This is a genomic window from Arthrobacter sp. TJ-240, from assembly GCF_058269195.1.
Map to the genome: position 1 here is coordinate 262,017 of NZ_JBZCNG010000006.1, position 26,463 is coordinate 288,479.

Here is a 26,463-nt window from a genome sequence, read left to right on the forward strand (position 1 = left end):
GCGTTGCCGAGGCACCACCATCCCGCACCGCTCCAGGAGCCAGCCCTTGAAGATCGACTTTGCGCAATCGGCCCAGTCCACGCTCGGCGTCGAGTGGGAACTCGCGATCGTGGACCGCTACAACGGCGAGCTCGTCTCCGTCGCCGACCAGGTGCTGCGAGGCGTCAGTGCGAACCACCCCGAGCTGCAGGACGACGACGAGCACCCGCACATCAAGCAGGAGCTCCTGCTCAACACCGTGGAACTCGTCACCGGCGTCTGCACCACCGTGGAGGAGGCGAAGGCGGACCTGTCCCGCTCCCTCGCGGCCGTCCGCGAGGTCACGGATCCCATGGGCGTGGAGCTGTTCTGCGCCGGTTCGCACCCCTTCAGCGCGCCGCGCGCCCAGCAGGTCACGGACAAGGACCGCTACGCGAAACTGATCGACCGCACGCAGTGGTGGGGCCGGCAGATGGTCATCTACGGCGTGCACGTGCACGTGGGACTCGACCACCGGGACAAGGCCCTGCCCGTGGTGGACGGCCTGACCAACTACTTCCCGCACTTCCAGGCGCTCTCGGCGTCGTCACCGTTCTGGGGTGGTGAGGACACCGGCTACGCCTCGCAGCGGGCCCTCATGTTCCAGCAGCTGCCCACGGCCGGCCTGCCGTTCCACTTCGACGACTGGACCGCGTACGAGTCCTACGTCCAGGACATGTTCACCACCGGGGTGATCGACGCCGTGAACGAGATCCGCTGGGACATCCGCCCGGTCGGCAACCTCGGCACGGTGGAGATGCGCGTGTGCGACGGGCTCTCCACGCTGCAGGACGTCGGTGCCGTCGCGGCCCTGACGCAGTGCCTCGTCCACGAGTTCTCGTCCACGCTCGACGCGGGCGGCAGCATCCCCACCATGCAGCCGTGGCACATCCAGGAGAACAAGTGGAGGGCGGCCCGCTACGGCCTCGATGCGATCATCATCCTCGACGCGGACGGCAACGAGCAGCTCGTCACGGAGCACCTCGTCGAGGTGCTGAACCGGCTCGAGCCGATCGCCGCGAAGCTCGGCTGCAGCAGCGAGCTCTCGGACGTGGAGGGGATCCTGCAGCGCGGCGCCGGGTACCAGCGCCAGAGGCGGATCGCACAGGAGCACGACGGCGATCTTCGCGCCGTCGTGCTCGACATGGTGCAGCAGCTCCGCGCCTAGACGCTCAGGTGTCGGGGACGGCGCATCGCGCCGTGGACGGTGCCTGCGGCCCGGGCGGGGCCGGTGCCGAGGCGTTCTGGGCTCAGTGCGAGCCGCCGGTGAAGCGGTCGTCCCTCGTCGGGTTGTCCGCGGAGCCCTCGAGGCCGAGGTTGCCGGCGAGGGTCTCGGGCGACGGCTCGGCTTCGGGCACGACCTGGTTGGAGATGAGGTCCACCTCGTCCGCGGCGGTCAGCGGGCCGTCCTGGATCTGACCCACGTCGGTCGGGTCGATCCCCTCCGTGCTGCCGAGATCCTTCAGGTGGTGTTCTTCGCTTGGCTGGTCCATGCACCCGAGCGTAGGCCCGCCCATCGCTCCCCCGCAGTGCGCGAGTACCTGCGGAGCCGTCTTGCGCCTGCCGCGGGTGCGGTGTACCGGGCGGGCGGCAGGTTCCCGTGACGGGATCAGCCGTCGGTCAGCACCAGGGCATAGGCGTAGGGCTCCAGCGTCACGTCGTGGAGGGGACCACCACCGAGCGCCTCCCGGCCCTGCACCTCGACCGTGATCGTGTCCCGGCCGTGGTTGATGACCGTGATCAGGCGGCCCCGGCGGATCGCCTCGACCATCGGCGGGAGTCCCGGGAGCACCGGGTCCACCCTCGCCGCTGTGAAGAGGTGTGAGAGCACCTGCCGCGCGCCGTCGTCGTCGGGCACGGTGGCGAGGTAGTAGGCCTTCCCCGACCCCTCACTGCGGACGGTCAGCGCCGGCGAGCCGTCCCGGCGTCCCCCGTCGAACACCGCGAGCACGTCTGCGTCGACGGAGTGGGCCTCTTCGGCGAGGAGGGACCCCGCGAAGCCGAACCCGCCACCGCTCACCCTGGCCTCCTGCTGGCCGGGACCGGGCGAACCGGGTGCCACCAGCGCGCCGAAGTCCTCGATGACGACCCCCAGCAGGTCCCGCAGCTGCGTTCCGAAGCCGCCCGGACGGAAGCGGTCGTTCTCGTCGACCACGTCGCTGAAGGCCGTGACGAGCAGATGACCTCCCTGCGCGACGAACGCGGTGAGGTTCTCGGCCGCCCGTTCCGCCAGGAGGTAGAGATGCGGCGCTACGACGACGTCGTACCGTGCGAGGTCGGCCGTCGGCGGGAGGATGTCCACCTGGGTGTGGAGGCGGTGTGCGGCGTCGTACCAGCCCTGCACGAGGGAGAGGTAGTCCAGCGACGTGGGGTGGTCGGGGTTCTCGATGGCCCACCAGTTCTCCCAGTCGAGCAGGATCGCCACCCTGGCGGAGCCGTCATCGGCCGGGAGGTCCGGGAGTCGCCCGAGTTCGCCGCCGAGCGCCACCACCTCACGCCAGGTACGGGTCTGCGTCCCGGCGTGCGGCAGCATCCCCGAGTGGAACTTCTCCGACCCCGCCCGCGACTGCCGCCACTGGAAGAAGAGGACGCCGTCCGCACCACGTGCCACGGCCTGCATGCTCTGCGCGGCGAGCTGCCCCGGCGCCTTCGGCGCGTTGGAGTGCCGCCAATTGACCGCACTGGACGCCTGCTCCATCAGCAGCCACGGCGTTCCGGGCTTGAGCGAGCGCATGAGGTCGCCGTGGAACGCACCCTCGCGGAAGCCCTCCGGATCGTTGGGGTCCGGGTAGAGGTCGTCGCAGATGACGTCGAGCTCCGCCGCCCACTGCGCGTAGTTCGCCGGTTTGAAGGCACCCATGAAGTTCGTGGTCACGGGCTGGGTTGCCCCCGCTGCCCGGATGATGTCCCTCTCCATGCGGTAGCACTCCAGGAGCATGTCCGAGGTGAACCTGCGGTAGTCGAGCAGCTGCCCGGGGTTATGGCTGTACGGCGCATGGCGGGGCGGGAAGACCTCGGCGAACGTGCCGTAGTGCTGCGACCAGAACATGGTCCCCCACGCCTCGTTCAGCGCATCCACGCTGCCGTAACGCCGCTCCAGCCAGAGCCGGAAGGCGTCCCGTGCGGCGTCCGAGTAGTCCACGTTGAGGTGGCAGCCGTACTCGTTGTTCACATGCCAGAGGACGACGGCGGGGTGCCGGGCGTAGCGTTCGGCGATCCTCGTGACGAGCTCCGCGGCCAGCCTGCGGTAGGCGGGCGACGACGGCGCGTAGTGCTGGCGGCTCCCGTGCCAGTAGGCGGAGCCGTGCTCGTCCGCGGCCAGCATCTCCGGGTAGGCGACCGTGGCCCACGGAGGCGGTGACGCCGTCGCTGTCGCCAGGTCCACCGCGATCCCGCCGTCGTGCAGGAGACCGATGATCCGGTCCAGCCACTCGAAGTCGAACTCGTGTTCGGAGGGCTGGATGCGCGCCCAGGAGAAGATCCCGAGGCTCACCATGGTGACCCCGGCCTCCCGCATGCGTGCTACGTCCTCCGGCCAGATCTCCTCGGGCCACTGTTCCGGGTTGTAGTCGCCGCCGTAGTGCAAGGGAACTCCAGGGGTAGTCGGGTCGTGCAGGACATAACGTCAGGAACGCGGACGGCGCTCGCGGACCGAGGTCGCGAGCGCGGCGAAGACGAGGCACCCGACGCCCGGGATCACGAGCGGCGGCAGCTGCCAGGCGACCACCCCGGTGAGGACGACCGCCGCCACGAGCCACAGCAGGCCCGCCGGGTCGTCACGGACGTCCCGGAGCCACACGAGCGCCGCGGTACGCCACGAGCCCGACGACCGCCAGCGCACCGTGGTGCCGGCGAGGCCCGCCAGCAGGACGACCAGCAGGACGACGCCGGCGGCGAGGACCACCTGCCAGCCGGGCAGCACCCGCGAGCCGGCGACGACGATGTCCAGCAGCAGCAACCCCACGGCCACGGCGACGCCCAGTCCCACGAGCCATCCGGTCCGGAGTGCTGCCGCGAAGTCCGCGGCGAACAACCGGAGTGTCGAATCCTCGGCCTTCAGGAAGCGGTGGAGGTGCGCCGATCCCGCGGCGAAGGCTGCGGGGACCGTGATGATCGCGAGGCCCGCGACGCAGCACAGCGCTCCGACCCACAGGACTTCGCCGAACAGGGCGAATTTCGCGGTTGCTCCGGGCCAGCGCACGCCGCTTCCATCGCGGACGGCGGCATCGCGCCCGCGGACGGCGTCGCGCTGGCGCCGGCTCATCCCTTGAGGCCCTGGGTGGCGACGCCGTCCACGAGGAACCGCTGGAAGATGATGAAGAACAGCATCACCGGCAGCAGGGCGAGGACGGAGATGGCGATCGTGGCGCCGTAGTCGGAGGTGCTCGTCTGGTCGTTGAAGATGTTCAGTGCCAGCGGCAGAGGGTACTTGTCCGGGGAGTTCAGGTACAGGAGTGGGCCGAGGAAGTCGTTCCAGCTCCAGATGAACGCGAAGATCGACGACGTGATCAGGGCGGGCTTGATGAGCGGCAGCGTGATGGACAGGAAGATCCGCCCGTGGCCGCAGCCGTCGATGCGCGCGGCCTCGTCGAGCTCGCGGGGCAGGTTGCGGATGAACTGCACCATCAGGAAGACGAAGAACGCCTCGGTGGCCAGGAACTTGCCGGCGAGCAGCGGCCAGAAGGTGTCGATCAGGCCGAGGTTCCGGAAGATGATGTACTGCGGGATGATCAGCACGTGGAACGGCAGGAGCAGTGTTCCGATCATGGCGGCGAACAGGATCTTGCTGCCCCGGAAGGTGATGCGCGAGAACGCATAGGCGGCCATCGACGAGGAGATCACGGTACCGATCACGGCGCCGACGGCCAGGATCAGCGAGTTCAGGAAGAACTTCCACGTGGGGATGCCGGCGATGCCCTGCATGACCTTCACGAAGTTGTCGAAGGTGGGGTTCTCCGGGAGGAGACCCTGGTTGCTGCCGAACTCCGCGTTGGGCTTGAACGACGCCGAGAACATCCACAGGAGCGGGTAGAGGACGACCGCCGTCAGTGCCAGGATCCCCACGATCCAGAGGGCGGTCGGGAGGTGCCGGCGCATGGGCCGTCGGCGCGGGCTGGACTGCCTGCGGTCCGAGCCCACCGGCACCGGGACGGCAGGATTCGATTCGATCGTGGTCACTTGGAGTCTCCTGCGTAGTGGACCCAGCTCTTGGAGGTGCGGAAGAGGATGAAGGCCAGGACCCCGACGGCGAGCAGGAGGACCCAGGCCATGGCCGAGGCGTAGCCCATCTGGTTGTTCGCGAAGGCCCTGGTGTAGAGGTACACCGTGTAGAAGTTCGTGGCTCCCCCGGGTCCGCCGGTCCCGGAGCCGATGATGTAGGCCGAGGCGAAGATCTGGAAGGCGTTGATCATCTCCAGCAGCAGGTTGAAGAAGATCACCGGCGAGAGCATCGGCACCGTGACGCTGATGAACTTGCGCCAGGACTTCGCCCCGTCGACCGACGCCGCCTCGTACAGTTCCGCGGGAACGCCCTTCAGTCCGGCGAGGAAGATGACCATGGGGGCGCCGAACTGCCAGACCGCCAGCAGGATCATCATCGGCATGATCAGGGACGGGTTACCGATCCAGCCGCCCATGTTGATGCCGAACAGGTTCAGCGTGCTGTCCACCGGTCCCTCGGTGGAGAACATGGCACGCCACACGAGGGCGATGCTCACGCTCGCGCCGATGAGGCTCGGCGCGTAGAAGGCCGACCTGAAGAACCCGGTGCCCCGGGCCTTGTAGTTCAGCAGCATGGCCACGGCGAGCGCCGCCGCGAGCTTGATCGGCGTCCCGACGAGCACGTAGATCAGCGTGATCCTCACCGAATCCCAGAAGCGCTCGTCACCGGCCATCCGGGTCAGGTTCTCGAGGCCCGTCCACTCCGGGGCGGTGAAGAGGTTGTAGTCCGTGAAGGCCAGGTACAGCGAGGCCAGCATGGGACCGAGGGTGAGCCCGACGAACCCGAGCAGCCAGGGCGAGAGGAACACGTAGCCGGCGACGGTGTCCCGGTTCCTGCGGCGGGGCCGGGGCGTGCCCGTCCGGCGATGATCCGCCGGACGGGCACCGGATGCGGCGGTGCGGGGTGTTGCCGGCGCGTGCGCCGAATCCGTGGTCACGGGCTGACTCCTTTGTCTGACTAGCTGCCGAGCGTGACGGCGGCTTCGTCGAAGAACTGCTTCGCGGCGTCCTCCGGCGTGACGGCGCCCAGGCCGATCGACTTGCCGAGGTCCCAGAAGGTCGCCTCGACGGCACCGAAGCCGTTGACGGGTGCTGCCGGAGCGTCACCGATGCGGTCCTCGATCGAGTCGAGGTAGTCCTTCACGGCCTTGTCGGGGCCTTCGAGGTTCGCTCCCTCGAGCTGTGTCTCCGAGGCAGGGATGCCGAGCGTCGCACCGAAGATCTCGCCGACCTCGGGGCTGTTGATGAGGAAGTCCACGAAGGCCGCGGCTGCCTCGGGATGCTCGGTGGAGGAGGACGCGGCCTGCATGAGGCCGACCTTGCGGTACAGGTCCTTCTCGTCGGGGTTGCTCGTGGGAGGTGCCACGATGGTGATCTCCTCGGCACCCGAGTCACCGAGGTAGCCGCCGAGGAAGTTGCTCCAGCTCATCTCGCTGGTGGTGAGGTTGCCACCGAAGCCGGACACCGGGTTGATCTCCTCGAGCTTGCTCTGCGGGACCGTCACCTTGTCCCGGTTCGCCTGGCCTTCCTTCCAATGGTCGGCGAGCTCCTCCTGCGTGAAGTTCAGCTCACCTTCCTCGGTGAACAGTTCACGGCCCTGCTGGCGCAGCTTCAGCTCGAGGTCCTGGATGCGCTGCGTGGTGTCGGTTCCTCCGTACACCGTTCCGCCCGTGGCGTCGGTGACCGAGGCCATGTACGTGTTGTAGTCCTCCCAGCTCGTGCCGCCCTCGTAGGGCTCGACGCCGGCCTGGGCCAGCAGGCCCGGGTTCTGGAACACCGACCACGCGCTGTAGCCGGTGGGGATGGCAAAAGTCCCGTCCTCCAGCGTGCCGGTGGCCAGGAGTGTCTCGTCGATCGCATCGGTGGTGATGCCGTTGCCGAAGTAGTCCTCGAGGTTCAGGAGCAGACCGTTGTCGCCGTACTGGCGGAGGTAGGTGTAGTCGAACTGCATGACGTCCGGCAACCCGCCACCAGCGGCCTCGGTCTGGCGCTTCTCCCAGTAGGAGGGGTAGTCGGTGAAGGTGTCGTTGATCGTGATGTTCGGGAACTCCTCCTCGAACGCCGTGATGGCCTTGTCGTAGCGGGCGGCACGGTCGTCGTTGCCCCAGAACGTGTAGTTGAGCGTGATCTGCTCCTCGGTGTCGAGGGCTGCGGGTTCACTCCCGCCTCCTCCGCACCCGGTCAGGACCAGCCCGGTGGCGGCCAGAGCTGCTACGCCTGAGAGCGTGCGCCGTGAGAGTGTTCGGAACATCGTTGTCCTCCTGGAAAACTTCTTCGTCAGCCATCGTGGGACGCCCTTGGGAAAGCGTTATCCCACAGCGTAGATTGAATCGTATCAATGGTCAACAGCCCGGCTCCACGAGGTTGTCCGCGCTCTATCTTCGCCCATCCGCGCCCTGAAAGGATGCAGCACATGCCCCACTTCGACCTTCCCCTGTCCGAGCTGCGGACCTACCTGCCGGAGCGCGAGGAGCCTGCCGACTACGACGCCTTCTGGGACCGGACGCTCGCGGAACAGCGCTCGTACCTCAGCGCTCCTTCCTTCGAGGAGGTGGATGCGGGCTACTCCCAGCTCGTCACCGAGGACGCCACCTTCGCCGGCTACGACGGCCAGCCGATCAGGGCCTGGCTACTGAGGCCGAGGCATCTCAGCGGCCCCCTTCCGACGGTCGTCACCTTCATCGGCTACGGAGGCGGGCGCGGACTGCTCGGCGAATGGACGGCGCTGCCCAGTGCCGGCTTCGCCCATTTCGTCATGGACCTCCGCGGGCAGGGCTCGGGGCACCGGCCCGGCGACACCGCCGACGGGCCCCTCGCGGGACCGCACCTCGGTGGTTTCATGACCCTCGGCATCGGGGATCCCGAGACCTATTACTACCGGCGGCTCTTCGTCGATGCCGTGCACGCCGTCGAGGCCGCGCAGTCGCATCCCGCCGTCGATCCCGCCCGCGTGGTGATCTCGGGCGGAAGCCAGGGTGGCGGCATCACCCTCGCCGCTGCGGCGCTCACGCAGCGGGTCACCCCGAGCCCGCCCATCGGCGCCATCGTCGATGTTCCCTTCCTGGCCCATATGCGCCATGCGACGGAGATCGTCGGCACCGCCCCGTACTCGGAGATCGTGAAGTACCTCGGTACTCGCCGGAACGACGTCGATGGCGTCTTCCGGACCCTCAGCTACTTCGACGGGCTCAACTTCGCGACCCGCAGCACCATGCCCGCGATGTTCTCGGTGGGGCTGCTCGACGACGTCTGCCCGCCGTCCTGCGTGTTCGCAGCGCACAACCACTACGCCGGGCCGAAGCGCATGAAGGTGTACCCGTACAACGGGCATGAGCAGGGCGGGGCGTTCCAGGACGTCGAGCACCTGGCCTTCGTCCGGGAGATCACCGGAACCTGAACCGAGCACGTCGGGTACGACGACGGGCGGATCGCGCTACTCCTCCTCCGCGATCCGGCGGAAGGAGAGTACCGGCTCACCCCGGCTGAAAAGCGCGGTCCTGGAACCAGCGGATCAGTTCGCGCAGGGCCGCGATGGAACGACCAGCCGGTCCACGCCACTCGGAGTCCTCCGGGTGGCGTGCCGTCGCGACGCGGAGCGCCGGGCGGCCGCTGACACCCTTGGCGCCGCCCAGCACCGTGAGCAGCCCCGCAGGCGACTCCGGCAGGACCGCGTGCCCGTCCGCACGAGATCCTGCCGGAGGTTCTGGCTCCGGCCGCTACCGCAGCATCGGGAGGATCTCCGATCCGGAGTACCCGAGCCGTGCACGCGCGTCATCGGACACCATACCGGGCCCCTTCTGCTCCAGCCGGTCGAGGAACTTCTCGAGAGCCCGGGCCGCGTTCCCGGCCTGGTCCCGCTCCACGGCCCGCTGGGCCTGGTCCAGGAAGGCGCGCAGCTGCTGCGCGGCCGGCCCGGACACCTCACCGGAGGCGACCAGGTCCTCGAACTGCCGCTGGAGGGCCGGCAGCGCCCCCGGGAGGAAGGCATCGGGTACGGGCACGTCGGTGAAGTCGGTATCGGAGGCCAGGTAGAAGCCTGTGTAGGCCGGCTGGTTGTAGGCCGTGTTCTGGCGGGCGGTCTCCGCGCGGTACTGCGGATCGTGCATCAGCGTGTACAGCTTGCGGTCGGTCACCTCTGTACTCGTGAAGATCCGGATGGCCGAGCTGTCCGCGGTGCGGACCAGCAGTTCCTCCCGCCAGTCGCCGTGGACGTCGGCGACGAGTGACGGATTGCCCTTGGTGCCGTTGTTCGTCCGGGTACCGGTCGCCGTCAGCAGCCGTCCGCGGCGCGCGTCGTCGATGGTCGGGGTCTGGTTGCCGGAGCCGTTAACGAGCTGCGTGGTCCCGTCCGCCGCCCATCGGATGCTCATGTTCGTTCCGTAGCCGGTTCCCGGCAGCAGGGTGCCGGATGCCGAGCGGAGCCCCACGGCCCAGTTCTCGATACCCCGGACGCTCGGATCGACGTCGCCGATCATGCCGCGGCCCGTGTCCTTGCCCGTGTAGCCGCCGAACAGCACCTTCCCGTCGGCGGCATCCCTCATGGCCCAGCCGTACGGCGCCCCCGTAGCACCTTCGTGGACGGAGAAGATCTCCTGGCCGGGGCGGTCGGGGTCGATGTCCGTCACGTGGATGGCGTCACCATGGCCGAGCTTCGCCTCCGTTCCGGGCGCGGAGCTGCCGGCGGGGAGCGTGTCGAAGGAGCTGTAGAGGAGGGAGCCGTCGTCGTCGATCGTGGCGCTGCCGTACACGATCTCCTGGCGGCCGTCGGCGTCCACATCCGCGGCGCTCAGCGAGTGGAAGCCCTGCCCGGACAGCGTGCCGAACTCCTCGCTGCTGCCCGTACCGCCGTGGGGGCCGTCATTGAAGGGGTTCGTCATCGGCACGTGCCCCGAATCGACCGCCCAGTCCTGCGTCAGCCGTTCGCCGTCCCAGCTGTACGCGACGATGTTGGCGCGCGTGTAGTAGCCGCGGGCGAAGACCGCGGAGGGGTGCTCGCCGTCCAGGTAGGCGACGCCCGCCAGGAACCGGTCCACCCTGTTGCCCGGCTCGATACGTGCCATCGCGTAGTCGCCCCAGAGCAATCCGTCGTCACCGCGGCCGGGTTCGTACGGGACCGTCTCCAGCTCGGCTCCCGTGCCTCCCTCGAACACAGTCAGGTACTCGGGCCCGTCCAGGATGAAGCCCTCGAAGGCGCGGAGGGTGTTGCGGGCGCTGCGCGACGGCGCGTAGACGTCCACGAAGTAGTCGGTCAGGGCGCGCGCGTCGGCGTCGGAGAGCGGGTACTCGTAGCGCTTCTCGATGCCGAAGGCCTCCTCGAGGGTCGCCGGCCACGTGCCGGCCGCGACCTCGGGGTGCTCCTGCCAACTCTTGAACATCCCCACGACGTGCTCGTAGTAGTCGGCGGCACTCAGCCGGTAGTCGTCGGTGTTCTCGACGCCGGCGGCGATGTCGGCCTCCGGGAGGGTCACGTACTCCTCCGAGACCACCTCGCCCGTCGGGCCGTACGTGGTGGTCTTCGTCCCCGGCGCCGTCTTGAGCATCATCTCCGAGCGGCCGTCGCCGTCGAAATCGGACACCATGAACTGCGTGTAATGGGCGCCGGAGCGGATGTTCACCCCGAGGTCGACCCGGCTGAGCAGCCGGCCGCCGGCCGTGTAGGTGTCGATGAAGGTGGCGCCCGTGTAGCCGACCTGCGAGACGTCCTTCGAGTTCGAGGGCTCCCACTTCACGAAGTACTCGTACGATCCGTCGCCGTCCACGTCGCCGACGCTCATGTCGCTGGCTGCGTAGGTGTAGGCCTCGCCCTTAGGGGTCACACCGTCGGCGGGCTTCACGAGCGGCAGGTCCGTGGACGCCTGCGCCCAGGGTGCGACCTCGCCGCTCAGCTCCACCTCCACCCCGTCGACGACGGCGCCTACGCTGTACCGCGCATCAGCGGCTGCGTCACCCGTCACGCCCTTATCGAGGAAGTTGGTGCTGTCGGTGACGGTGGCGATGGCCTCGCCGTTCCTGTAGACGGTGAAATCCGTCCCCGTCAGGCCACCGGGCGTGGCTCCCGTCGCCTCGGGAGCCTTCAGCCGCCAGCTGAGGAACACGCCCTCCGAGGTCACCGCGCCGACGAGGCCGCGGTCGAGGTACTCGAGTTGAACTCCCCCGATGGGCGCCACGTTCCCCCGACCCTGGCCTTGGCTCTGGCCAGGTCCTCCACCCTGATCCTCACCCGCGACGGCCGGCACCGCCAGGCCGCTGAACGTGAGAAGAGTGCCGGTGGCAAGTGCCACACATGCTGAGACCGCTGTTCTCTGGACCGAACTCATCATTGAATCCTCAAGTTGGAAAACGCTTTCCATCTTACGCTAGGTTCAAGGGCCGCTTTCGTCAAGGTCCCGCAACGAAGAAGGGAGCAGCGCGCGGCTGCTCCCTTCTCCTCGTATCGCGTGATCAGTCGTGATGTCCCGGCGCATGCTGGGCGATCAGGTCCCGCACCGATCCGTACAACGCGTGGTTCGGTTCGAGGCCCGTGATCGACATCGTCGCCTCGCCCGGTTCCTGGGTGGCCAGGATCTCGGCGAGCGCCGCGACCTCCGGATCGTCCGGAGCCGAGAAGGACAGTGCCGCCTGCATCGCTTCGAGCAGCGCTGCGGGATGTGTGCCGGATTCGGCCAACTCCGAGGCCGGCCCCACGAAACGCTCCTTCCTGCTCAGCTTCCGTAGCGGCGCCCTGCCGACGCGCACCACGGTGTCGGGGAGGTGCCGGTTGGTGAAGCGACGCAGGATCTTCTGCACATAGGCTTCCTGCTCCGCCTCGTCGAACCCGTGCTTGGTGACGAGCAGCTGCTTGGTCTCCTCGAGCACGGCGCGGACCTTCGCGGCGATGCCGTCATCGGTCATGGCATCTGCGATCTTCTCCACGCCGGCGGCGTAACCGAAGTAGGCCGCCGACGCGTGACCCGTGTTCACCGTGAAGAGCTTCCGCTCGATGTACGGCGCGAGGTCGTCCACGTAGGTGGCCCCCGGGATCTTCGGCGCGTCACCCTTGAAGGGGGTGCGGTCGATGACCCACTCGAAGAAGGTCTCCACAGTGACGTCCAGCCCCTGGCCGGCCGCCTGGTCGGGCACGATGCGGTCGACGGCGGTGTTGGCGAACACCGCGCGGGACGCGAGGTCCAGGGCAGCCCCGTCGTAGGTCTGCTCGACCTCCCGGCGCAGGATGTCGGTCGCGTTGATGGCGTTCTCGCAGGCCATGACCTGCAGCGGAAGCAGGTCACCGTCGCGCCGGGCGACGGCCCGGGCGATCACGGGTGCGAGGAACTTCAGGACGTTCGGTCCGACGGCCGTGGTGACGATGTCCGCGGTGGCGATCTCCGCGACGACGTCGTCCTCCTGTGACCTCGAGTTCAGGGCACGGTAGTTGTCCACGGTCTTGACCGCGGGCTCCTCGCCGACCTCGTGGACGTCGTAGCTGGGTGTCGAGACCAGCTGGTCGATCAGGGCGTCCGCGACGTCGGCGAAGACCACCTCGTACCCGGCTTCGTGGAGCAGGAGCCCCACGAAGCCGCGCCCGATGTTGCCTGCACCGAAATGTACTGCCTTCACTAGGCGTTGACCTTTCCGAAGAGGGCGAGGACCTCGTCCACGGTGGTCGCCTCGTCGAGCCGTGCGACCTGCGCCTTGTCGGAGAAGACGCGGGCGATCGCGGAGAGGATGGACAGGTGCTCGTTGTTCACGCCTGCGACGCCGACCACGAACTTCACCTGCTTGCCGTTCCAGTCGATGCCTTCCGGGTAGCGGACGATCGACACCGCCGAGCGCCTGATCAGATCCTTCGCCGCGTTGGTGCCGTGCGGGATGGCGAGGAAATTGCCCATGTAGGTGGGCACGGACTTCTCCCGCTCGTGCATCGCCGCCACGTAGCTCGCGTCCACGGCTCCGCGGTCGACCAGCAGTCGGCCGGCCTCGTCGATGGCGTCCTTCTGCGTGGTGGCCCTGCCGTCGAGCACGACGCTCTGCTCTGCGAGGACGTCATTGGCACCGGTACCGGTGCCTGCGCCGTCGGCTTCGGCTGCGACGCCGGCGGGCGTCGGGTTCTTCGGGTCGACTCCACCCTCGGCTGCAGCACTGGCGCGCACCAGCTCGACGATCTCGTCATAGCGTGGACTGCCCATGAAATTGTCGACGGAGACGTGCGTGGCGCTCTGCGTCAGGGGCTCGGCGCGGGCGGCGAGGTCCTGGTGCGTCACGACGACGTCGTAGTCGTCCTTCAGGTTGGCGATGGCGAGGTTGGTGACCTTGACGTCCGGGAAGCCGGCCGCCTTGATCTTGTTGCGGAGTACCGAGGCGCCCATGGCGGAGGAGCCCATACCGGCGTCGCAGGCGAACGCGATGTTCCGGATGGGGCCGTCGGTCGCGGACGTGGAGCGGAAGGCGCCGGAGACGGAGCTCTTCTTGCCCTTGAGACCTTCCATCTTGCTGGCGGCACCGGCGATGTCATCGTCCGTGGACTTGGTCGTCTTCAGGATGACCGAGCCGATGAGGAAGGAGACCGCCGCGGCCATGAGGACGGACAGTGTCACACCGACGAAGCTGTCCGAGGCCGTGGCCGCGTAGACCGCGATGATGCTGCCGGGAGCCGCGGGCGAACGCAGGCCGGCTCCCGTGAGCACGAGGGTGAAGATGCCCGCCATGCCGCCACCGATGACGGCGAGGAGCATGAGGGGCTTCATCAGGACGTACGGGAAGTAGATCTCGTGGATACCGCCGAGGAACTGGATGATGATCGCACCGGGAGCCGAGGCCTTGGCCATGCCGCGGCCGAAGATGGCGTAGGCGAGGAGGAGTCCGAGGCCCGGGCCGGGGTTCGCCTCGAGCAGGAACAGCATCGACTTGCCGGTCTCGGTGGCCTCCTGCGTGGCGAGCGGGGTGAGGACGCCGTAGTTGATCGCGTTGTTCAGGAACAGGATCTTGGCGGGCTCGATCAGGATGCTGGTGAACGGCAGCAGACCGTTGGTGACGAGGAAGTCGACTCCCCTGCCCGCGGCGTCACTGAAGACCGTGACCAGCGGACCGACGGCGAGCAGGCCGAAAATGGCCATGATCCCGGCGAAGATGCCCGCGGAGAAGTTGTTCACGAGCATCTCGAAGCCGGGGCGGATCTTGCCGTCCCAGATCGAGTCGATCTTCTTCATCAGGTAGGCGGTGAGCGGGCCCATGATCATGGCGCCGATGAACATCGGGATGTCCGTTCCCACGATCACACCCATCGTGGCCGTCGCCCCGACGACGCCGCCGCGGACGTCGTACACCATCTTGCCGCCCGTGTAACCGATCAGGAGGGGCAGGAGGAACGTGATCATCGGGGCGACAAGGGCGCCGATCGTCTCGTTCGGGAAGTATCCAGCCGGGATGAACAGCGCCGTGATCAGACCCCAGGCGATGAACGCACCGATGTTGGGCATGATCATCGCCGAGAGGAACGACCCGAACTTCTGGACGCGGACCCGGGCACTGGTCCCGGACCTCGCTTCTAGTTGTGTTGCCACATTCTTTCCTTACCGTTGTCCCCGCAACTCTGCGGAGAGGGATGGATGGGCAGGAAGCGTCAGCTTCCCGACCTGGTGGAGATGCGCTGGAGCCATTCGAGGAAGAGCTTCAGTTCGGAGCTGGAGAGCTGGTCGGGGTGGGAGGACTGCAGCGCGGCGTTCAGCGCGATCGCCGCCACGACCACCGAGGGTGTCCCCTCCGTGTCCGTGGTCGGGTCCCCCTCGGAATCCGTGGCGACGGCGGAGATGACCGCTTCCCTCGTCATCGCGGAGAGTTCGAGGTTGCGCTTCGCCGCGGGCTCCGCGATCAGCATGAGCGTGACGCCGATGTTGGCGGCGAGCATGCTGCGCGCGGCTTCGTGCGGGGACACCACGAGGCGGGCTGCCGCGGCCGCCCTGGCGAGGACCTCCTCGAGGAAGGCCTCCGCACTGGCCACCATGGACGGCCTGTGCTCGGGCCGGATGTTGCCGAACATCACGAGGTAGAGGTGCGGGTGATCGAGGCCGAACTGCACATGGTTGTCCCAGTGCATCCGGAGGTCCTCGACCGGTTGTCCCGACGTCGGGAGGCTTCTCTCGGCGTCGAGGTACTCCGAGAAGCCTTCCGCCACGACGGCGTCGAAGAGGCCCTCCTTGTCACCGAAATGGTGGTAGAGGGTGGGTGCGGTGACGTGCGCAGCCTGGGTGATCTGCCGCGTCGAGACGGGCTCGCCGTTGGACTCCGCGAGCAGTGCCGCGGCGGCCCTGAGAAGCCTGGTCTTAGGCGTGGGTTCGCCTACTTTCTTCATGGCTGCTACCGTAGCACCTATAGCGCTGTTATATGAACTGGGTCACACGCCCTTTCTTCCGGAGGCGTCACAATGGAGGAAGACGGAGACGACCACCGGCAAGGAAGCGAGGATGTTCAATGGTGAATTTCGCAGGAGTCGGAGTCAGCCCCGGCCGCGTGATCGGTCCGGTGCACCACATGCCCGCAGCGGTCGGCGAACCGCCTGCCGGCGAGCGCCATGAGACCCCCGACGCGCCGGAGCAGGCCGTCGCGGCGCTCAAGGCGGCCTCGAAGGCCGTCCAGGAGGAGCTCAAGCGGAGGGCCGGGATCGCCAGGGGTGATGCACAGGCCGTCCTGCAGGCGACCTCCCTCATGGCCGCCGACCCCATGCTGTTGAAGTCCGCGACGAAGCTCATCAACAACGGCACCTCCCCCGCGCGTGCGGTCTGGGAGGCCGGCGCCTCCGTGGCCGAGATGCTGCACAACCTCGGCGGCTACATGGCGGAGCGGACGGCGGACGTGCTCGATGTCCGCTCGCGCATCGTGGCGGAACTGCGCGGACTCCCCGCGCCCGGCATCCCGTCGTCGGACACACCCTTCATCCTGGTGGCCGAGGACCTCGCGCCCGCCGATACCGCCACCCTGGACCCGGCGATGGTGCTCGCCCTCGTCACCTCCGGCGGCGGCCCGCAGTCCCACACCGCGATCATCGCCCGCTCGCTGGGCCTGCCCGCCGTCGTGGCCGCCACGGGCGTGGAGGCCATCGACAGCGGTGCGCTCGTCTTCGTCGACGGCGCCGCCGGCACCGTCACCCTCGACCCGGGGGACGACGAGGCGGCAGCGGCCGAGGCGTACCGCGCGGCTGCAGCGGCGCTCACGGTGTTCGACGGCGCCGGTGTGACCGCGGACGGGCACGAGGTCCCCCTGCTGGCCAACGTGGGCGGAGCGAAGGACGCCGTCAAGGCCGCCGCGGCCGGCGCACAGGGTGTGGGCCTGCTCCGGACGGAGTTCTGCTTCCTGGGCCGTGACACCGAACCCACGGCGGAGGAGCAGGTCGAGGCCTACAAGGGCGTCTTCGACGCCTTCCCCGGCAAGAAGGTGGTGGTGCGTACGCTCGATGCCGGCGCCGACAAGCCGCTGCCCTTCCTCACCGACACGACCGAGCCCAACCCTGCCCTCGGAGTGCGCGGCTACCGCACCGATCTCTCCTCCCCCGGTGTCCTCGAACGCCAGCTCGAGGCCATCGCGGACGCCGCCTCGCAGGCCACGGCGGACGTGTGGGTCATGGCGCCGATGATCTCGACCGCCGAGGAGGCCGCGGACTTCGCGAAACTCTGCAGCAACGCGGGTCTGCAGACCCCTGGCGTCATGGTGGAGGTGCCGTCGGCGGCACTGATGGCCGAAGCGATCCTCGGTGCCGTGTCCTTCGCGAGCCTCGGCACGAACGACCTCACGCAGTACACGATGGCGGCCGACCGCCAGCTCGGTTCCCTCGCAGCCCTGAACAACTCGTGGCAGCCGGCGGTCCTCCGGATGGTCAGGCTGACCGTCGAGGGATCGGCGGCCGAGGGTCATGCCAAGCCCGTGGGCGTGTGCGGTGAGGCGGCAGCCGATCCTGCCCTCGCCGTCGTACTGGTGGGACTCGGCGTCTCGACGCTGTCGATGACCCCCCGCGCCCTCGCGGGCGTCGGCGCCGTCCTCAACAGTGTGACCCTCGCGGAAGCGCAGCGCATCGCCGGGATCGCTGTTGCTGCTCCGACGGCAGCCGAGGCCAAGGCCCGTGCGCGGGCCGAACTGCCCGTCCTTGAGTCGCTCGGGCTCTAGGACGCCGGCCCACCTGGCCGTGAAGGGCTTCGGGGGAGCACGACAGGGCCGGGGTCTCCGGCTCGCGGTCGTTCCGGCACGTCCCGGTCCGGCCTGCGAGCGTCTACCTCCGCTACCGCGTCACCCGGTTCGCCGCGGCGATGAATTCGGCCTCCTGCACGGGCCCGTCCGCCGCGAGCAGGGACCACGTCCAGTCGAGGACGCCGTCGATATCGAGGTGCAGCTTGCGGTGGAAGAAGGGTGCGGCGCACAGCATCGGTGTGCCGGTGCTCCGGACGAACCAGGGCGAGTTCCCGCCCGGGTTGTCCGCCGCCGGCACCATGAGCACCGAGGCGCCCGGTGATCTCAATCCCAGCCAGGACCGCGTGCTGCCCATGGCGTCGGCCTCGCTCACGCACGTGCCCGGCTCACCGGACGAAGCAGGTCCTGTCGACGCCGGGATGATGTCGGCTCCGTCGAAGGATGGTGCGAGGCGGAGGAAGAACCCACCGTAACCGGCATCGGGACGCCCCGACGTCGTCGGGCTCCCGAATGCCAGCGGACCACCGCTGGCATTGGCCCACCTGCTCCGCACGGTGGTGGCGAGCCATTCCACGCCGGCTGCCCGCACGGACTCCGCGTGCCAGCTCCGCGTCTCGAGGAGGAAGGTGCTGCCGTCGGCAGTACGCCAGTCGAGCTGCTGGATCCTCGCGCCGTCCCGGCCCTCCTCGGCGCGCACCTCCTGCGAACCGTTGTTCGGCAGCTGCACGTAGCCCGCCCCCTCGCGGTAGGTGGGCCCGCCCCACAGGTTCGCCGGATAGGACTGGCCGGCGATGTCGATGGTGGAGACCGCGATGCCGAGCCCCCAGTGCCAGGGGTGGTCCTCGGGCCGGTGATCGCTGACGGTCCGTCCACCCGGCGTGGAGACCGGGTGCAGGAAGGGCCGCGGCGAATGCTCGGAGGGTTCACCGCCTCCGTCGTGAAGGAGACCCGCCACCCGGTCGTCGATGGTCACGAGGGCCGCCGGTACGCTCACGCCGTGGATCCGGCGGATCGGGCACGCGGCCGTGCGTCGATGATCGGCGCTGTGAGCGGCCTGCGCAGCGCGGGGTCCTCGAGGTCCGCCCTGGAGATCCAGCGACCCTCACGCGCCGAGACGTACATCCCCGTCGCGATCTCCAGTGCCCGGGCCGGGTGCCCCACCAGGTCCGGCATGCCGCGATCGGCGAGAAGCGAGGCATAGACCTCGGCGAAGAGTGCATCATGGCCGCTCGGGATCTCCTGGTCCGGCAGCACCCAGGACTCCGATGTCCCCGCATCGATGTGCGGTGCCGGCGTGATGGTCCAGTGCTCATGACCATGCCCGTACAGGTGCTCCAGCTCGATCGTGGCGTTCTCCGTGTCGATGCGCAGGAGGCTCGACTGCCGCGGCGCGAGGACGGTCGACACCACCGAGGCGACGGCGCCCGAGGCGAAGACGAGGGATGCGTGGGCGAGGTCCTCCGTCTCGACGTCGTGCTCGAGCCGCCACATGGTGGCGTGGACCGAAGACCACTCGCCGAGCAGGTAGGACAGCAGGTCGATCTGGTGACTGCCATGGCTGAGCGTGGTGCCGCCACCCTCGCTTGCCCAGGTGCCGCGCCACGGGACGGCGAAGTACTCGGCCGTCCGGTACCAGTGTGTCTGGCACAGCGCCGCGAGGGGCCGTCCCAGGACTCCCGAATCGAGCAGTGCTTTGACGCGCGCGGCGGCAGAGCCGGAACGCTGCTGGAACACGACGGCGAGGCCGCGGTCCGCTGCGTGGCCGGCGTCGATCATGGTGTCGAGCTGGGCGAGGCTGAGGGCCGCGGGCTTCTCGACGACGACGTGCGCACCCGCGGCGAAGGCGGCCGCCGTCTGCTCGGCGTGGCCGCCCGGGGGCGTACAGATGTGCAGGACGTCGATGGGCTCCGCTGCGAGCATCTCCGTGAGCGAGGAATAGCCGGAAGGGACTCGATAGGTCCCGGCGAAGGCGGTGAGGCGCTGCTCCGAGGGATCCGCGGCCGCGACGAGCTCGACGCCAGGAAGGTCCGTCAACGCGGCGGCATGGAGGTGCGCGACGCCACCCGTCCCCAGGATGGCCGCCCGCAGCGGCACGCGCAGTTCTGCAGGATGTCCGGCAGCCGGATTGGACAGGGGCACGGTTCCTCCAACGCTGGACAGGAATGCGGTCCCGGAAACAGTAACAGAGAAAGCGTTTACCGGCCCGTGGCTGCGGGCTGGAGGCCATGCAACAATGGCCCTTTCAAGGATCGTCAGGACGCGTAACCGCAGCGGTTGGCCGCCCGTATCTTCAGGAGTTGAAGCGATGTCGGCACCGGTGAGTAGAAGTCCCGCGACACTGCACGACGTGGCACGGGAGGCGGGTGTCTCGCTCGCCACGGCGTCGAGGTCCCTGAACGGCAGTGCGCGCAAGGTCAACGAGGCGTACCGGCAGCGCGTCGTCGAGGCGGCGCAGCGGCTGGGCTACACGACGAACCTCTTCGCCCAGGCGGTGGCCAAGGGCACCACCACCACGGCCGCTCTCCTGGTGTCGGACATCGCCGACCCCTACTTCTCCAGTATCGCCGCCGGCGTGATCGATGCGGCCAGCGAGGAGGGCCTCGTGGTCACGATCGCCGTGACCGGTCGTGACGCGCAGCGGGAGCTGGCCATCGTGCGGGCACTGCGCGGACAGCGGCCTCGCGTGATGATCCTCGCCGGCTCGAGGTCCTCGGGCTCCGCGTTCGAGGAGCAGCTCCGCGAAGAGCTCTCCTCCTTCGAGGACATGGGCGGCAAGGTCGCGTTCATCAGCCAGGACGCGGCGCCGTTCGCCACCGTGCTCCTTGACAACTTCGGCGGAGCCCGGAACCTGGCCGTCACTCTCGTGGAGCTCGGCTACCGGGACATCGGAGTGGTGGCCGGGCCGCCGGAGATCCGGACGGCGGAGGATCGGCTTGCCGGTTTCATGGCAGGACTCGCCGACCACGGTATCTCCGTGCCGCCCGAGCGCATCATCCACTCGGACTTCACGCGCGACGGCGGTTACCGTGGCACCGAGCAGCTGCTTGCCTCGGGGGCGTCGGTGGACCTGGTGTTCGCCGTCAATGACGTCATGGCCGTGGGCGTCGTCTCCGCCCTGCGCGACGCCGGGATCGAACCCGGCACGGGGATCGCTGTCGCCGGCTACGACGACATCCCGACCGTCCGTGACATCACGCCGGCGCTGACCACGGTGCGCATCCCCCTCGAGGACGTCGGACGGCGCGCCCTCCAGTTGGCGACCGGAACCGCCTACGACGCGCGAGGCGAGGACACCGGTGATGGCCCTGCGCCGATTCCCACCGAGACGATCATCCGGGGAAGTACGCCGCAGCGATAACGGGGCCTCAGAAGGGCAGGACCGGGTTCGGGTCGGATTCCTGGGCAGCGAGCTTCACGACATCGTCCAGGGGCAGTTCGGCGACCTCCGCCACCACCTTGATGTCCTCGCCGTGGCTGATCGCCTCTGCAACGGCTTCCTTGAGGACGAGCTCCGCGCGGTCGAGTTCGAACTCGACGTCCTCCTTGTCCGCGGCCGCGACCCGGATCTTCTGCAAATCGTCATTCGTCATGGTGCTGGGATACCTCACGCATCGTGGATCAACGGCGGGACGCTGGCCGATCCACCCCACGGACGGGACCGAGGCGGCGACGGTGACATCGTCGAGATCATCTTAACCAGACGCGCCCGGTCATGGGTCAAGTGCACGTGCCGGGAGGTCGCCTGTACCCGTACGGCATGCCTCCACAACAGGTGTGTGCACTTCCGCGCCCGATTCACTCCCACGCGGCTAGGATGAGAGAAGCGGATCGCCGGCAACGCGCGATCGTGGTCTAGCAGAGGGCCCGCGGCGCCAGAATCAAGCCTGGCATGACGTTCGAGGCAACCGATGGACCTTCATCCCCCCTCACGTGAGTTGGGTGCGACGCTCGGTCGTATCCGAGGACTCGTCCTCACGCAGGAGACCGCGCAGCACGCTGTGGACCTCCTTGCCCGCGTTTCCGAGGAGACGATACCGAATGCCTCCGGGGCCGGCGTCTCACTCATCCATCACTCCGAACGGATCAGTGTGGGCTCGACGGACGACCTCGTCCGGACCGCGGACGACCTCCAGTACAGCCTCGGCGAGGGACCGTGCCTGACGGCGTGGTCCTCGCGGACACCCGTGGTGATCGAGGACACCGCTGCGGACGAGCGGTTCCCGCGGTGGAGTGCCGCGGCGGCGGAGGCGGGAGTCCGCTCGTGTTACAGCGTCCCACTCCTCCGGGGCCGTGATTCGATCGGTGCCATGAAGGTCTACTCGACGGTGCCGGCAGCCTTCGACGACGCCGACCGCGCCCGCCTCACGAGCCTCTCGGTCGCCGCCTCGGCGCTGCTTGGCCATGCGCAGACGTCGGAGACATCGACCCGGATCAGCAGTGAGCTCCGGGAGTCGCTGCGCTCGCGCGACGTCGTTGGCATCGCCAAGGGCATCCTCATGCAGCGCGAAGGGTTCAGCGAGGCCGAAGCCCTCGCGGCACTGACGGCGCGGGCACGCAGCACGGGTATCCCCTTCCGGCAGCTCACCGCGAACATCGTGAACGGTCATGGTGCCCCCGGGAGAAGGGAGGCACCATGAGCACCTTCCCGTATGCGGAGGAACAGCGAGCGCTGATCAACGCCGCCATCTCGGAGTCGGGTTTCTCCGTGGGAGAGGTATGGATGCACTACTTCTCCCTGAGCGGCGAGGTCGACGAGTACGAGGTCGAGGCCTACCTCGCGGGCCTCATGCCGTTGCCCGCCCTCGAGTGCGACCTGCTCGCCCTCGCCGTGAACGAACTCATCGACGATCTCCCGCCGCGGAAGCGCGCTCCCTTCAGCGACGACCTGGCGCGTGCCCATGCCGGATCAAAGGGTGCCGCGGCGCATTGAGGCTCGGCTCGGCGGCGGGATCCGTCCGGGGGAGCGAGCGGGCCGATGACCGCCAGAGTGTCGGAGACGCGGCATACCCTCGTGCCATGGCAGAACGACCGGGGTGGCACGGCATCCCGCCCAGCGCTGACAGGTTCATTCCTCCGCTTCAACTCGACCCACCCACGACAGGGGTCGCCGAGCCGTTCGAGTCCCCCGCGCTGTGGGTGGACCTGGAGTACCCCGACGGCTCCAGGTGCACGATGAAGGGTTTCGCCATGGCCTGGACGGGCACGGCGGTCCTGGCGCAGTGGATCGAATACTCCCGTGCCCGTGAGGCGTGGGTGGACGCGGCGTGCTGTCGGAGGCGGGAACTGAAGCGACGGCCGACGCACGCGGCCTGACAGGACCTCGGTCCTCCTCGTCACCACCGGCCGTATTCCCCGGTGTGACAACGGGTGGCCGCCGGCGCCACCCTCGTAGAGTGGTGGCATGGACCAGCCGACGTCGTACGCCGCTCCTCCGGCAGACACGCGTGGCTAGGGCGGCCGGGTGGCACGGGCTCCCGCCGACGACGCACCAGTTCCACCCGCCGATCCAGCTCGAGACCCCGACCGAGGGCATCACGGAGTCGGTCTCCCCTGCCCCGGCGCTCTGGGTGGAGCTCGAGTATCCGAACGGATCCCGCCAGACGGTCCGCGGATTCGCCATGGCCTGGACCCCTTCCGCAGTACTCGCGCAATGGGTCGAATTCTCCATCGCGCGTGAAGCATGGGTTCGCCCCGACCAGTGCACGCGCCGCGACATCCCGCGGCGGCCCGACTCCGGCATGTAGCCCGGTCCTTCGCTTATTGCCCCTCTTCTGTTCTTCCCCTACACTCGCGGTAAGCGTTTTCCAAGAGGGCGATGTCGCCGGGACCAAGGAGTATCAATGTCAACGAGGACAATCGGAATCATCATGAACGGCGTCTCCGGGCGCATGGGGTACCGGCAGCATCTGGTCCGCTCCATCCTCGCGATCCGCGATCAGGGCGGAGTCCTCCTCTCCGATGGGACCCGGGTCCAGGTCGAGCCGATCCTCGTGGGCCGGAACGAGGCGAAGCTCGCCGAACTCGCCGCCAAACACGGCATCGAGCACTATTCGACGGACCTCGACAGCGTCCTGGCAGACCCCACCTGGGAGATCTACTCGGACTTCCTCGTGACTAAGGCGCGCTCGGCGGCCATCCGCAAGGCCATCGCAGCAGGCAAGGCCATCTACACCGAGAAGCCCACCGCGGAGACGGCGGCCGATGCCCTGGAGCTCGCGAACCTCGCCGAGGCGGCCGGCATCAAGAACGGCGTGGTGCACGACAAGCTCTACCTCCCCGGTATGCAGAAGCTCAAGCGCCTGATCGACTCCGGGTTCTTCGGCCGGATCCTCTCGGTGCGCGGTGAGTTCGGCTACTGGGTCTTCGAGGGCGGCTGGCAGGACGCGCAGCGCCCCAGCTGGAACTACCGGTCGGAGGACGGCGGGGGGATCGTCGTCGACATGTTCCCGCACTGGAGCTACGTGCTGGAGAACCTCTTCGGCAAGGTCGAATCCGTGTACGCACGCGCCGTCACGCACATCGACGAGCGTGTCGACGAGCAGGGCCGCCCCTACCGGGCCACCGCCGACGACGCCGCCTACGCCGTCTTCGAACTCGAGGGCGGTATCGTGGCGCAGCTCAACTCGAGCTGGACCGTTCGCGTGGACCGCGACGAACTCGTGCAGTTCCAGGTGGACGGCACGCACGGGTCCGCCGTCGTCGGTCTCTTCGGCTGCAAGATCCAGCCCCGCAACGCGACGCCGAAGCCCGTCTGGAACCCGGACCTCGAGGACACGCACGACTACGACGCCGACTGGATCGACGTCCCCACCAACGAGGTGTTCGAGAACGGCTTCAAGACCCAGTGGGAGGACTTCCTCCGCCACGTCCTCGAAGACGCCCCGCACCCGTACGACTTCCTCGCAGGAGCGCGCGGCATGTACCTCGCGGAGCAGGGGCTCGAGAGCTCACGCTCCGGCCGCCGCGTGGACCTGGAGGACGTGCGCACCGCGGTGCTGCCCCTGGAGGAAGCGGTCACCCTGGCATGATCACGCTCGTCGATGCGGCGGGAACCACTTCCGTCGTCGAACTCAACCCTGCGCCGTCGTTCTCGAAGCCGGTTGCCCCGCTCGCCAGCAGGACCGTCTACGCCGCGGCGCACGTCGTCCCCCGCACCACCGCGGACAACGTCCCCGGGGCGCCGGCGGACCTCGACTGGGACACCACCCTCGCCTTCCGCCACCACCTGTGGTCGTGGGGACTCGGTGTCGCGGACGCCATGGACACCGCGCAGCGCAACATGGGCCTCGATGCCGCGGCCACTCGCGAACTGATCTCGCGCAGCGCAGCGGAAGCCCGATCGGTGGACGGCGCGCTCGTGGTCGGCGTCAACACGGACCATGTCGATGACGCCGTCATCTCCCTCGATGCCGTCATCGGCGCCTACAAGCAGCAGCTGCACTTCACCGAGGACGCCGGTGCCTCCGTGGTGCTCATGGCCAGCCGGCACCTCGCGCGTGCCGCACGTACGGCGGAGGACTACGAACGCGTGTATTCGGAGGTCCTGGCAGCCGCCGGGGCACCGGTGATCCTGCATTGGCTCGGAAGCGCTTTCGATCCCGAACTGGGCACGTACTTCGGCTCGTCGGACACGGATGTGGCGTCCTCGACCCTGCTCAAGATCATCGCCAACGCACCCGACAAGGTCGCAGGCGTCAAGATGAGCCTGCTCGATGCGGACTCGGAGCGGGCGGTCCGGGCCCAGCTCGACGCCCCCGCCCGCATGTTCACCGGTGACGACTTCAACTACGTGTCCCTGATGGGCGGAGACTCCTCGGGCTACTCCGATGCACTCCTCGGCGCCTTCGCCGCGCTCGGCCCGCATGCCTCGGCCGCGGTCCAGGCGCTCGACGCCGACGACCAGGAAGCCTATGCGCGGATCCTCGGCCCTACCGAGGCCCTCTCACGCCAGATCTTCTCCGCGCCCACGTTCTACTACAAGACGGGCGTCGCCTTCCTCAGCTGGCTGAACGGGCACCAGCAGGGCTTCGGGATGGTCGGTGGCCTGCACGCCGCACGCAGCCTGCCGCACCTCTCGGAGATCGTCCGCCTCGCCAACGAGTGCGGGGGCCTCGAGCAGCCCGACCTCGCCCGCGAGCGCTGGCACGGGCTGCTGCGGGTCAGCGGAGTCCCGGCATGACGACGCCGCACCCCCGCCTCTCCATCAACCAGGCCACGGTGAAGTACGCACCGCTCGCCGAGGCACTGCGGGTCACCGCGGACGCCGGGATCACCAGCATCGGCCTGTGGCGGGACTCGGTCCAGGCCGCATCCCTGCCCGGGGCCGCCCGACTCCTCGCCGACTCGGGCCTGCGCTTCTCGAGCCTCTGCCGCGGAGGATTCTTCACCGTTCCCGAGGGCCACGCACGGCGTACGGCGATGGACGACAACCGGAAGGCGATCGAGGAGACCGCCCAGCTCGCGGCATCAGGGGCTCCGGGCTCGGCTCCGGTCCTCGTCATGGTGGCCGGCGGCCTCCCGCAGGGGTCGAAGGACGTCGCGGGCGCCCGGGCCATGGTCCAGGACGCCCTCGCCGAACTCGTCCCCGAGGCGGAGGCCGCAGGCGTGACGCTGGCCCTCGAACCGCTGCACCCGATGTACGCCTCCGACCGCGCCGTCATCTCGACGCTGAAGCAGGCACTCGACCTCGCCTCCCCGTTCTCCCCCGCGGCGGTCGGCGTCGTCGTCGACACCTTCCACGTCTGGTGGGATCCGGAGCTGTCCGTCCAGATCGCCCGCGCCGGCGCGGAGGGCCGGATCGCCAGCTACCAGGTGTGTGACTGGGCCACCCCGCTGGCCGCCGATGTCCTGCTCTCCCGCCACTACCCCGGTGACGGCGTCATCGATTTCGCGCGCATCACGGCGGAGGTCGAGGCTGCCGGGTACACCGGCGATGTCGAGGTGGAGATCTTCAACCAGGAGATCTGGGATACAGCTCCGGCCACGGCGGTCGCACGGACCGTCGCGGGTTTCGAAGCCACTGTCGCCGCACACCTCGGCCAGGACGCGGCCGTCCCTCGGTAGCATCGGCGT

24 protein-coding genes are annotated in these 26,463 nt (G+C 68.6%); 11 read left to right on the forward strand and 13 right to left on the reverse strand.

Annotation, left to right across the window (positions count from 1 at the left end):
- The first annotated feature begins 46 nt into the window (after positions 1-46).
- Positions 47-1,186 carry a glutamate--cysteine ligase gene (locus tag AC4D2C_RS15600; protein ID WP_490915747.1) on the forward strand — a complete coding sequence of 380 codons (1,140 nt, stop codon included), beginning with the start codon at positions 47-49 and terminating at the stop codon, positions 1,184-1,186.
- A gap of 82 nt (positions 1,187-1,268) precedes the next feature.
- Here the strand turns inward: AC4D2C_RS15600 and AC4D2C_RS15605 are convergent, their stop codons facing one another.
- The 6 genes from AC4D2C_RS15605 to AC4D2C_RS15630 all read right to left on the reverse strand — a co-directional run bounded on the left by AC4D2C_RS15605 (position 1,269) and on the right by AC4D2C_RS15630 (position 7,489).
- Positions 1,269-1,511: a hypothetical protein gene (locus AC4D2C_RS15605; protein WP_490915748.1), complete on the reverse strand. Its 243-nt coding sequence runs from the start codon at positions 1,509-1,511 to the stop codon at positions 1,269-1,271.
- 116 nt (positions 1,512-1,627) lie between these two features.
- Complete coding sequence (locus AC4D2C_RS15610) at positions 1,628-3,604, reverse strand: beta-galactosidase (protein WP_490915749.1); 1,977 nt, start codon at positions 3,602-3,604, stop codon at positions 1,628-1,630.
- Positions 3,605-3,643: 39 nt separating this feature from the next.
- Positions 3,644-4,282 (reverse strand): hypothetical protein, encoded by a 639-nt coding sequence (locus tag AC4D2C_RS15615; protein ID WP_490915750.1) that lies wholly within the window; start codon positions 4,280-4,282, stop codon positions 3,644-3,646.
- The gene (locus AC4D2C_RS15620) at positions 4,279-5,187 is read right to left on the reverse strand and encodes a carbohydrate ABC transporter permease (protein WP_490915788.1); all 909 of its coding nucleotides are present in this window, start codon (positions 5,185-5,187) and stop codon (positions 4,279-4,281) included. The genes AC4D2C_RS15615 and AC4D2C_RS15620 overlap by 4 nt, the downstream gene beginning before the upstream one ends.
- Before the next feature lie 5 nt (positions 5,188-5,192).
- A complete protein-coding gene (locus AC4D2C_RS15625; RefSeq protein WP_422108738.1) occupies positions 5,193-6,176 on the reverse strand; it encodes a carbohydrate ABC transporter permease in 984 nt (327 codons plus the stop codon).
- A 20-nt stretch (positions 6,177-6,196) separates the two neighbouring features.
- Positions 6,197-7,489: an ABC transporter substrate-binding protein gene (locus AC4D2C_RS15630; protein ID WP_490915751.1), complete on the reverse strand. Its 1,293-nt coding sequence runs from the start codon at positions 7,487-7,489 to the stop codon at positions 6,197-6,199.
- A gap of 162 nt (positions 7,490-7,651) precedes the next feature.
- On the opposite strand from AC4D2C_RS15630, the gene AC4D2C_RS15635 reads away from it, so the two are divergent.
- Positions 7,652-8,635: an acetylxylan esterase gene (locus tag AC4D2C_RS15635; protein WP_490915752.1), complete on the forward strand. Its 984-nt coding sequence runs from the start codon at positions 7,652-7,654 to the stop codon at positions 8,633-8,635.
- A gap of 319 nt (positions 8,636-8,954) precedes the next feature.
- Here the strand turns inward: AC4D2C_RS15635 and AC4D2C_RS15640 are convergent, their stop codons facing one another.
- From AC4D2C_RS15640 to AC4D2C_RS15655, 4 genes are all read right to left on the reverse strand, one after another.
- Positions 8,955-11,555, reverse strand: a complete 2,601-nt coding sequence (locus tag AC4D2C_RS15640) for a rhamnogalacturonan lyase (RefSeq protein WP_490915753.1) — start codon at positions 11,553-11,555, stop codon at positions 8,955-8,957.
- A 124-nt stretch (positions 11,556-11,679) separates the two neighbouring features.
- The gene (locus tag AC4D2C_RS15645; RefSeq protein WP_490915754.1) at positions 11,680-12,834 is read right to left on the reverse strand and encodes a mannitol-1-phosphate 5-dehydrogenase; all 1,155 of its coding nucleotides are present in this window, start codon (positions 12,832-12,834) and stop codon (positions 11,680-11,682) included.
- Positions 12,834-14,777, reverse strand: a complete 1,944-nt coding sequence (locus AC4D2C_RS15650; RefSeq protein ID WP_490915755.1) for a PTS mannitol transporter subunit IICBA — start codon at positions 14,775-14,777, stop codon at positions 12,834-12,836. The genes AC4D2C_RS15645 and AC4D2C_RS15650 overlap by 1 nt, the downstream gene beginning before the upstream one ends.
- Positions 14,778-14,836: 59 nt before the next feature.
- Positions 14,837-15,565: a TetR/AcrR family transcriptional regulator gene (locus AC4D2C_RS15655; RefSeq protein ID WP_490907832.1), complete on the reverse strand. Its 729-nt coding sequence runs from the start codon at positions 15,563-15,565 to the stop codon at positions 14,837-14,839.
- 119 nt (positions 15,566-15,684) lie between these two features.
- On the opposite strand from AC4D2C_RS15655, the gene ptsP reads away from it, so the two are divergent.
- Complete coding sequence (ptsP, locus tag AC4D2C_RS15660) at positions 15,685-17,370, forward strand: phosphoenolpyruvate--protein phosphotransferase (protein WP_490915756.1); 1,686 nt, start codon at positions 15,685-15,687, stop codon at positions 17,368-17,370.
- A 112-nt stretch (positions 17,371-17,482) separates the two neighbouring features.
- Here the strand turns inward: ptsP and AC4D2C_RS15665 are convergent, their stop codons facing one another.
- Together AC4D2C_RS15665 and AC4D2C_RS15670 are read right to left on the reverse strand one after the other, a co-directional pair.
- Entirely contained in the window at positions 17,483-18,385 is a 903-nt protein-coding gene (locus tag AC4D2C_RS15665) for a DUF6807 family protein (RefSeq protein ID WP_490915757.1), read from the reverse strand.
- Positions 18,382-19,530, reverse strand: a complete 1,149-nt coding sequence (locus tag AC4D2C_RS15670) for a Gfo/Idh/MocA family protein (protein WP_490915758.1) — start codon at positions 19,528-19,530, stop codon at positions 18,382-18,384. The genes AC4D2C_RS15665 and AC4D2C_RS15670 overlap by 4 nt, the downstream gene beginning before the upstream one ends.
- 178 nt (positions 19,531-19,708) lie before the next feature.
- Here AC4D2C_RS15670 and AC4D2C_RS15675 point away from each other — a divergent pair, with 178 nt between their 5' ends.
- Entirely contained in the window at positions 19,709-20,749 is a 1,041-nt protein-coding gene (locus AC4D2C_RS15675) for a LacI family DNA-binding transcriptional regulator (protein WP_490915759.1), read from the forward strand.
- 7 nt (positions 20,750-20,756) lie between these two features.
- On the opposite strand, the gene AC4D2C_RS15680 is transcribed toward AC4D2C_RS15675, so the two are convergent.
- Positions 20,757-20,981: a hypothetical protein gene (locus AC4D2C_RS15680; RefSeq protein WP_490915760.1), complete on the reverse strand. Its 225-nt coding sequence runs from the start codon at positions 20,979-20,981 to the stop codon at positions 20,757-20,759.
- Between the two features lie 318 nt (positions 20,982-21,299).
- Between AC4D2C_RS15680 and AC4D2C_RS15685 the strand changes: the two genes are divergently transcribed.
- The 7 genes from AC4D2C_RS15685 to AC4D2C_RS15715 all read left to right on the forward strand — a co-directional run bounded on the left by AC4D2C_RS15685 (position 21,300) and on the right by AC4D2C_RS15715 (position 26,454).
- Positions 21,300-22,028 (forward strand): GAF domain-containing protein, encoded by a 729-nt coding sequence (locus AC4D2C_RS15685; protein WP_490915761.1) that lies wholly within the window; start codon positions 21,300-21,302, stop codon positions 22,026-22,028.
- Positions 22,025-22,321 (forward strand): hypothetical protein, encoded by a 297-nt coding sequence (locus AC4D2C_RS15690; protein ID WP_490915762.1) that lies wholly within the window; start codon positions 22,025-22,027, stop codon positions 22,319-22,321. The genes AC4D2C_RS15685 and AC4D2C_RS15690 overlap by 4 nt, the downstream gene beginning before the upstream one ends.
- 86 nt (positions 22,322-22,407) lie before the next feature.
- Entirely contained in the window at positions 22,408-22,704 is a 297-nt protein-coding gene (locus AC4D2C_RS15695) for a hypothetical protein (RefSeq protein ID WP_490915763.1), read from the forward strand.
- Between the two features lie 131 nt (positions 22,705-22,835).
- Positions 22,836-23,135 carry a hypothetical protein gene (locus AC4D2C_RS15700; RefSeq protein ID WP_490915764.1) on the forward strand — a complete coding sequence of 100 codons (300 nt, stop codon included), beginning with the start codon at positions 22,836-22,838 and terminating at the stop codon, positions 23,133-23,135.
- 96 nt (positions 23,136-23,231) lie between these two features.
- Positions 23,232-24,419 (forward strand): Gfo/Idh/MocA family protein, encoded by a 1,188-nt coding sequence (locus AC4D2C_RS15705; protein ID WP_490915765.1) that lies wholly within the window; start codon positions 23,232-23,234, stop codon positions 24,417-24,419.
- Entirely contained in the window at positions 24,416-25,570 is a 1,155-nt protein-coding gene (locus AC4D2C_RS15710) for a dihydrodipicolinate synthase family protein (protein ID WP_490915766.1), read from the forward strand. Before AC4D2C_RS15705 ends, AC4D2C_RS15710 begins: the two co-directional genes overlap by 4 nt.
- A complete protein-coding gene (locus AC4D2C_RS15715) occupies positions 25,567-26,454 on the forward strand; it encodes a sugar phosphate isomerase/epimerase family protein (protein ID WP_490915767.1) in 888 nt (295 codons plus the stop codon). The genes AC4D2C_RS15710 and AC4D2C_RS15715 overlap by 4 nt, the downstream gene beginning before the upstream one ends.
- Positions 26,455-26,463: the final 9 nt, after the last annotated feature.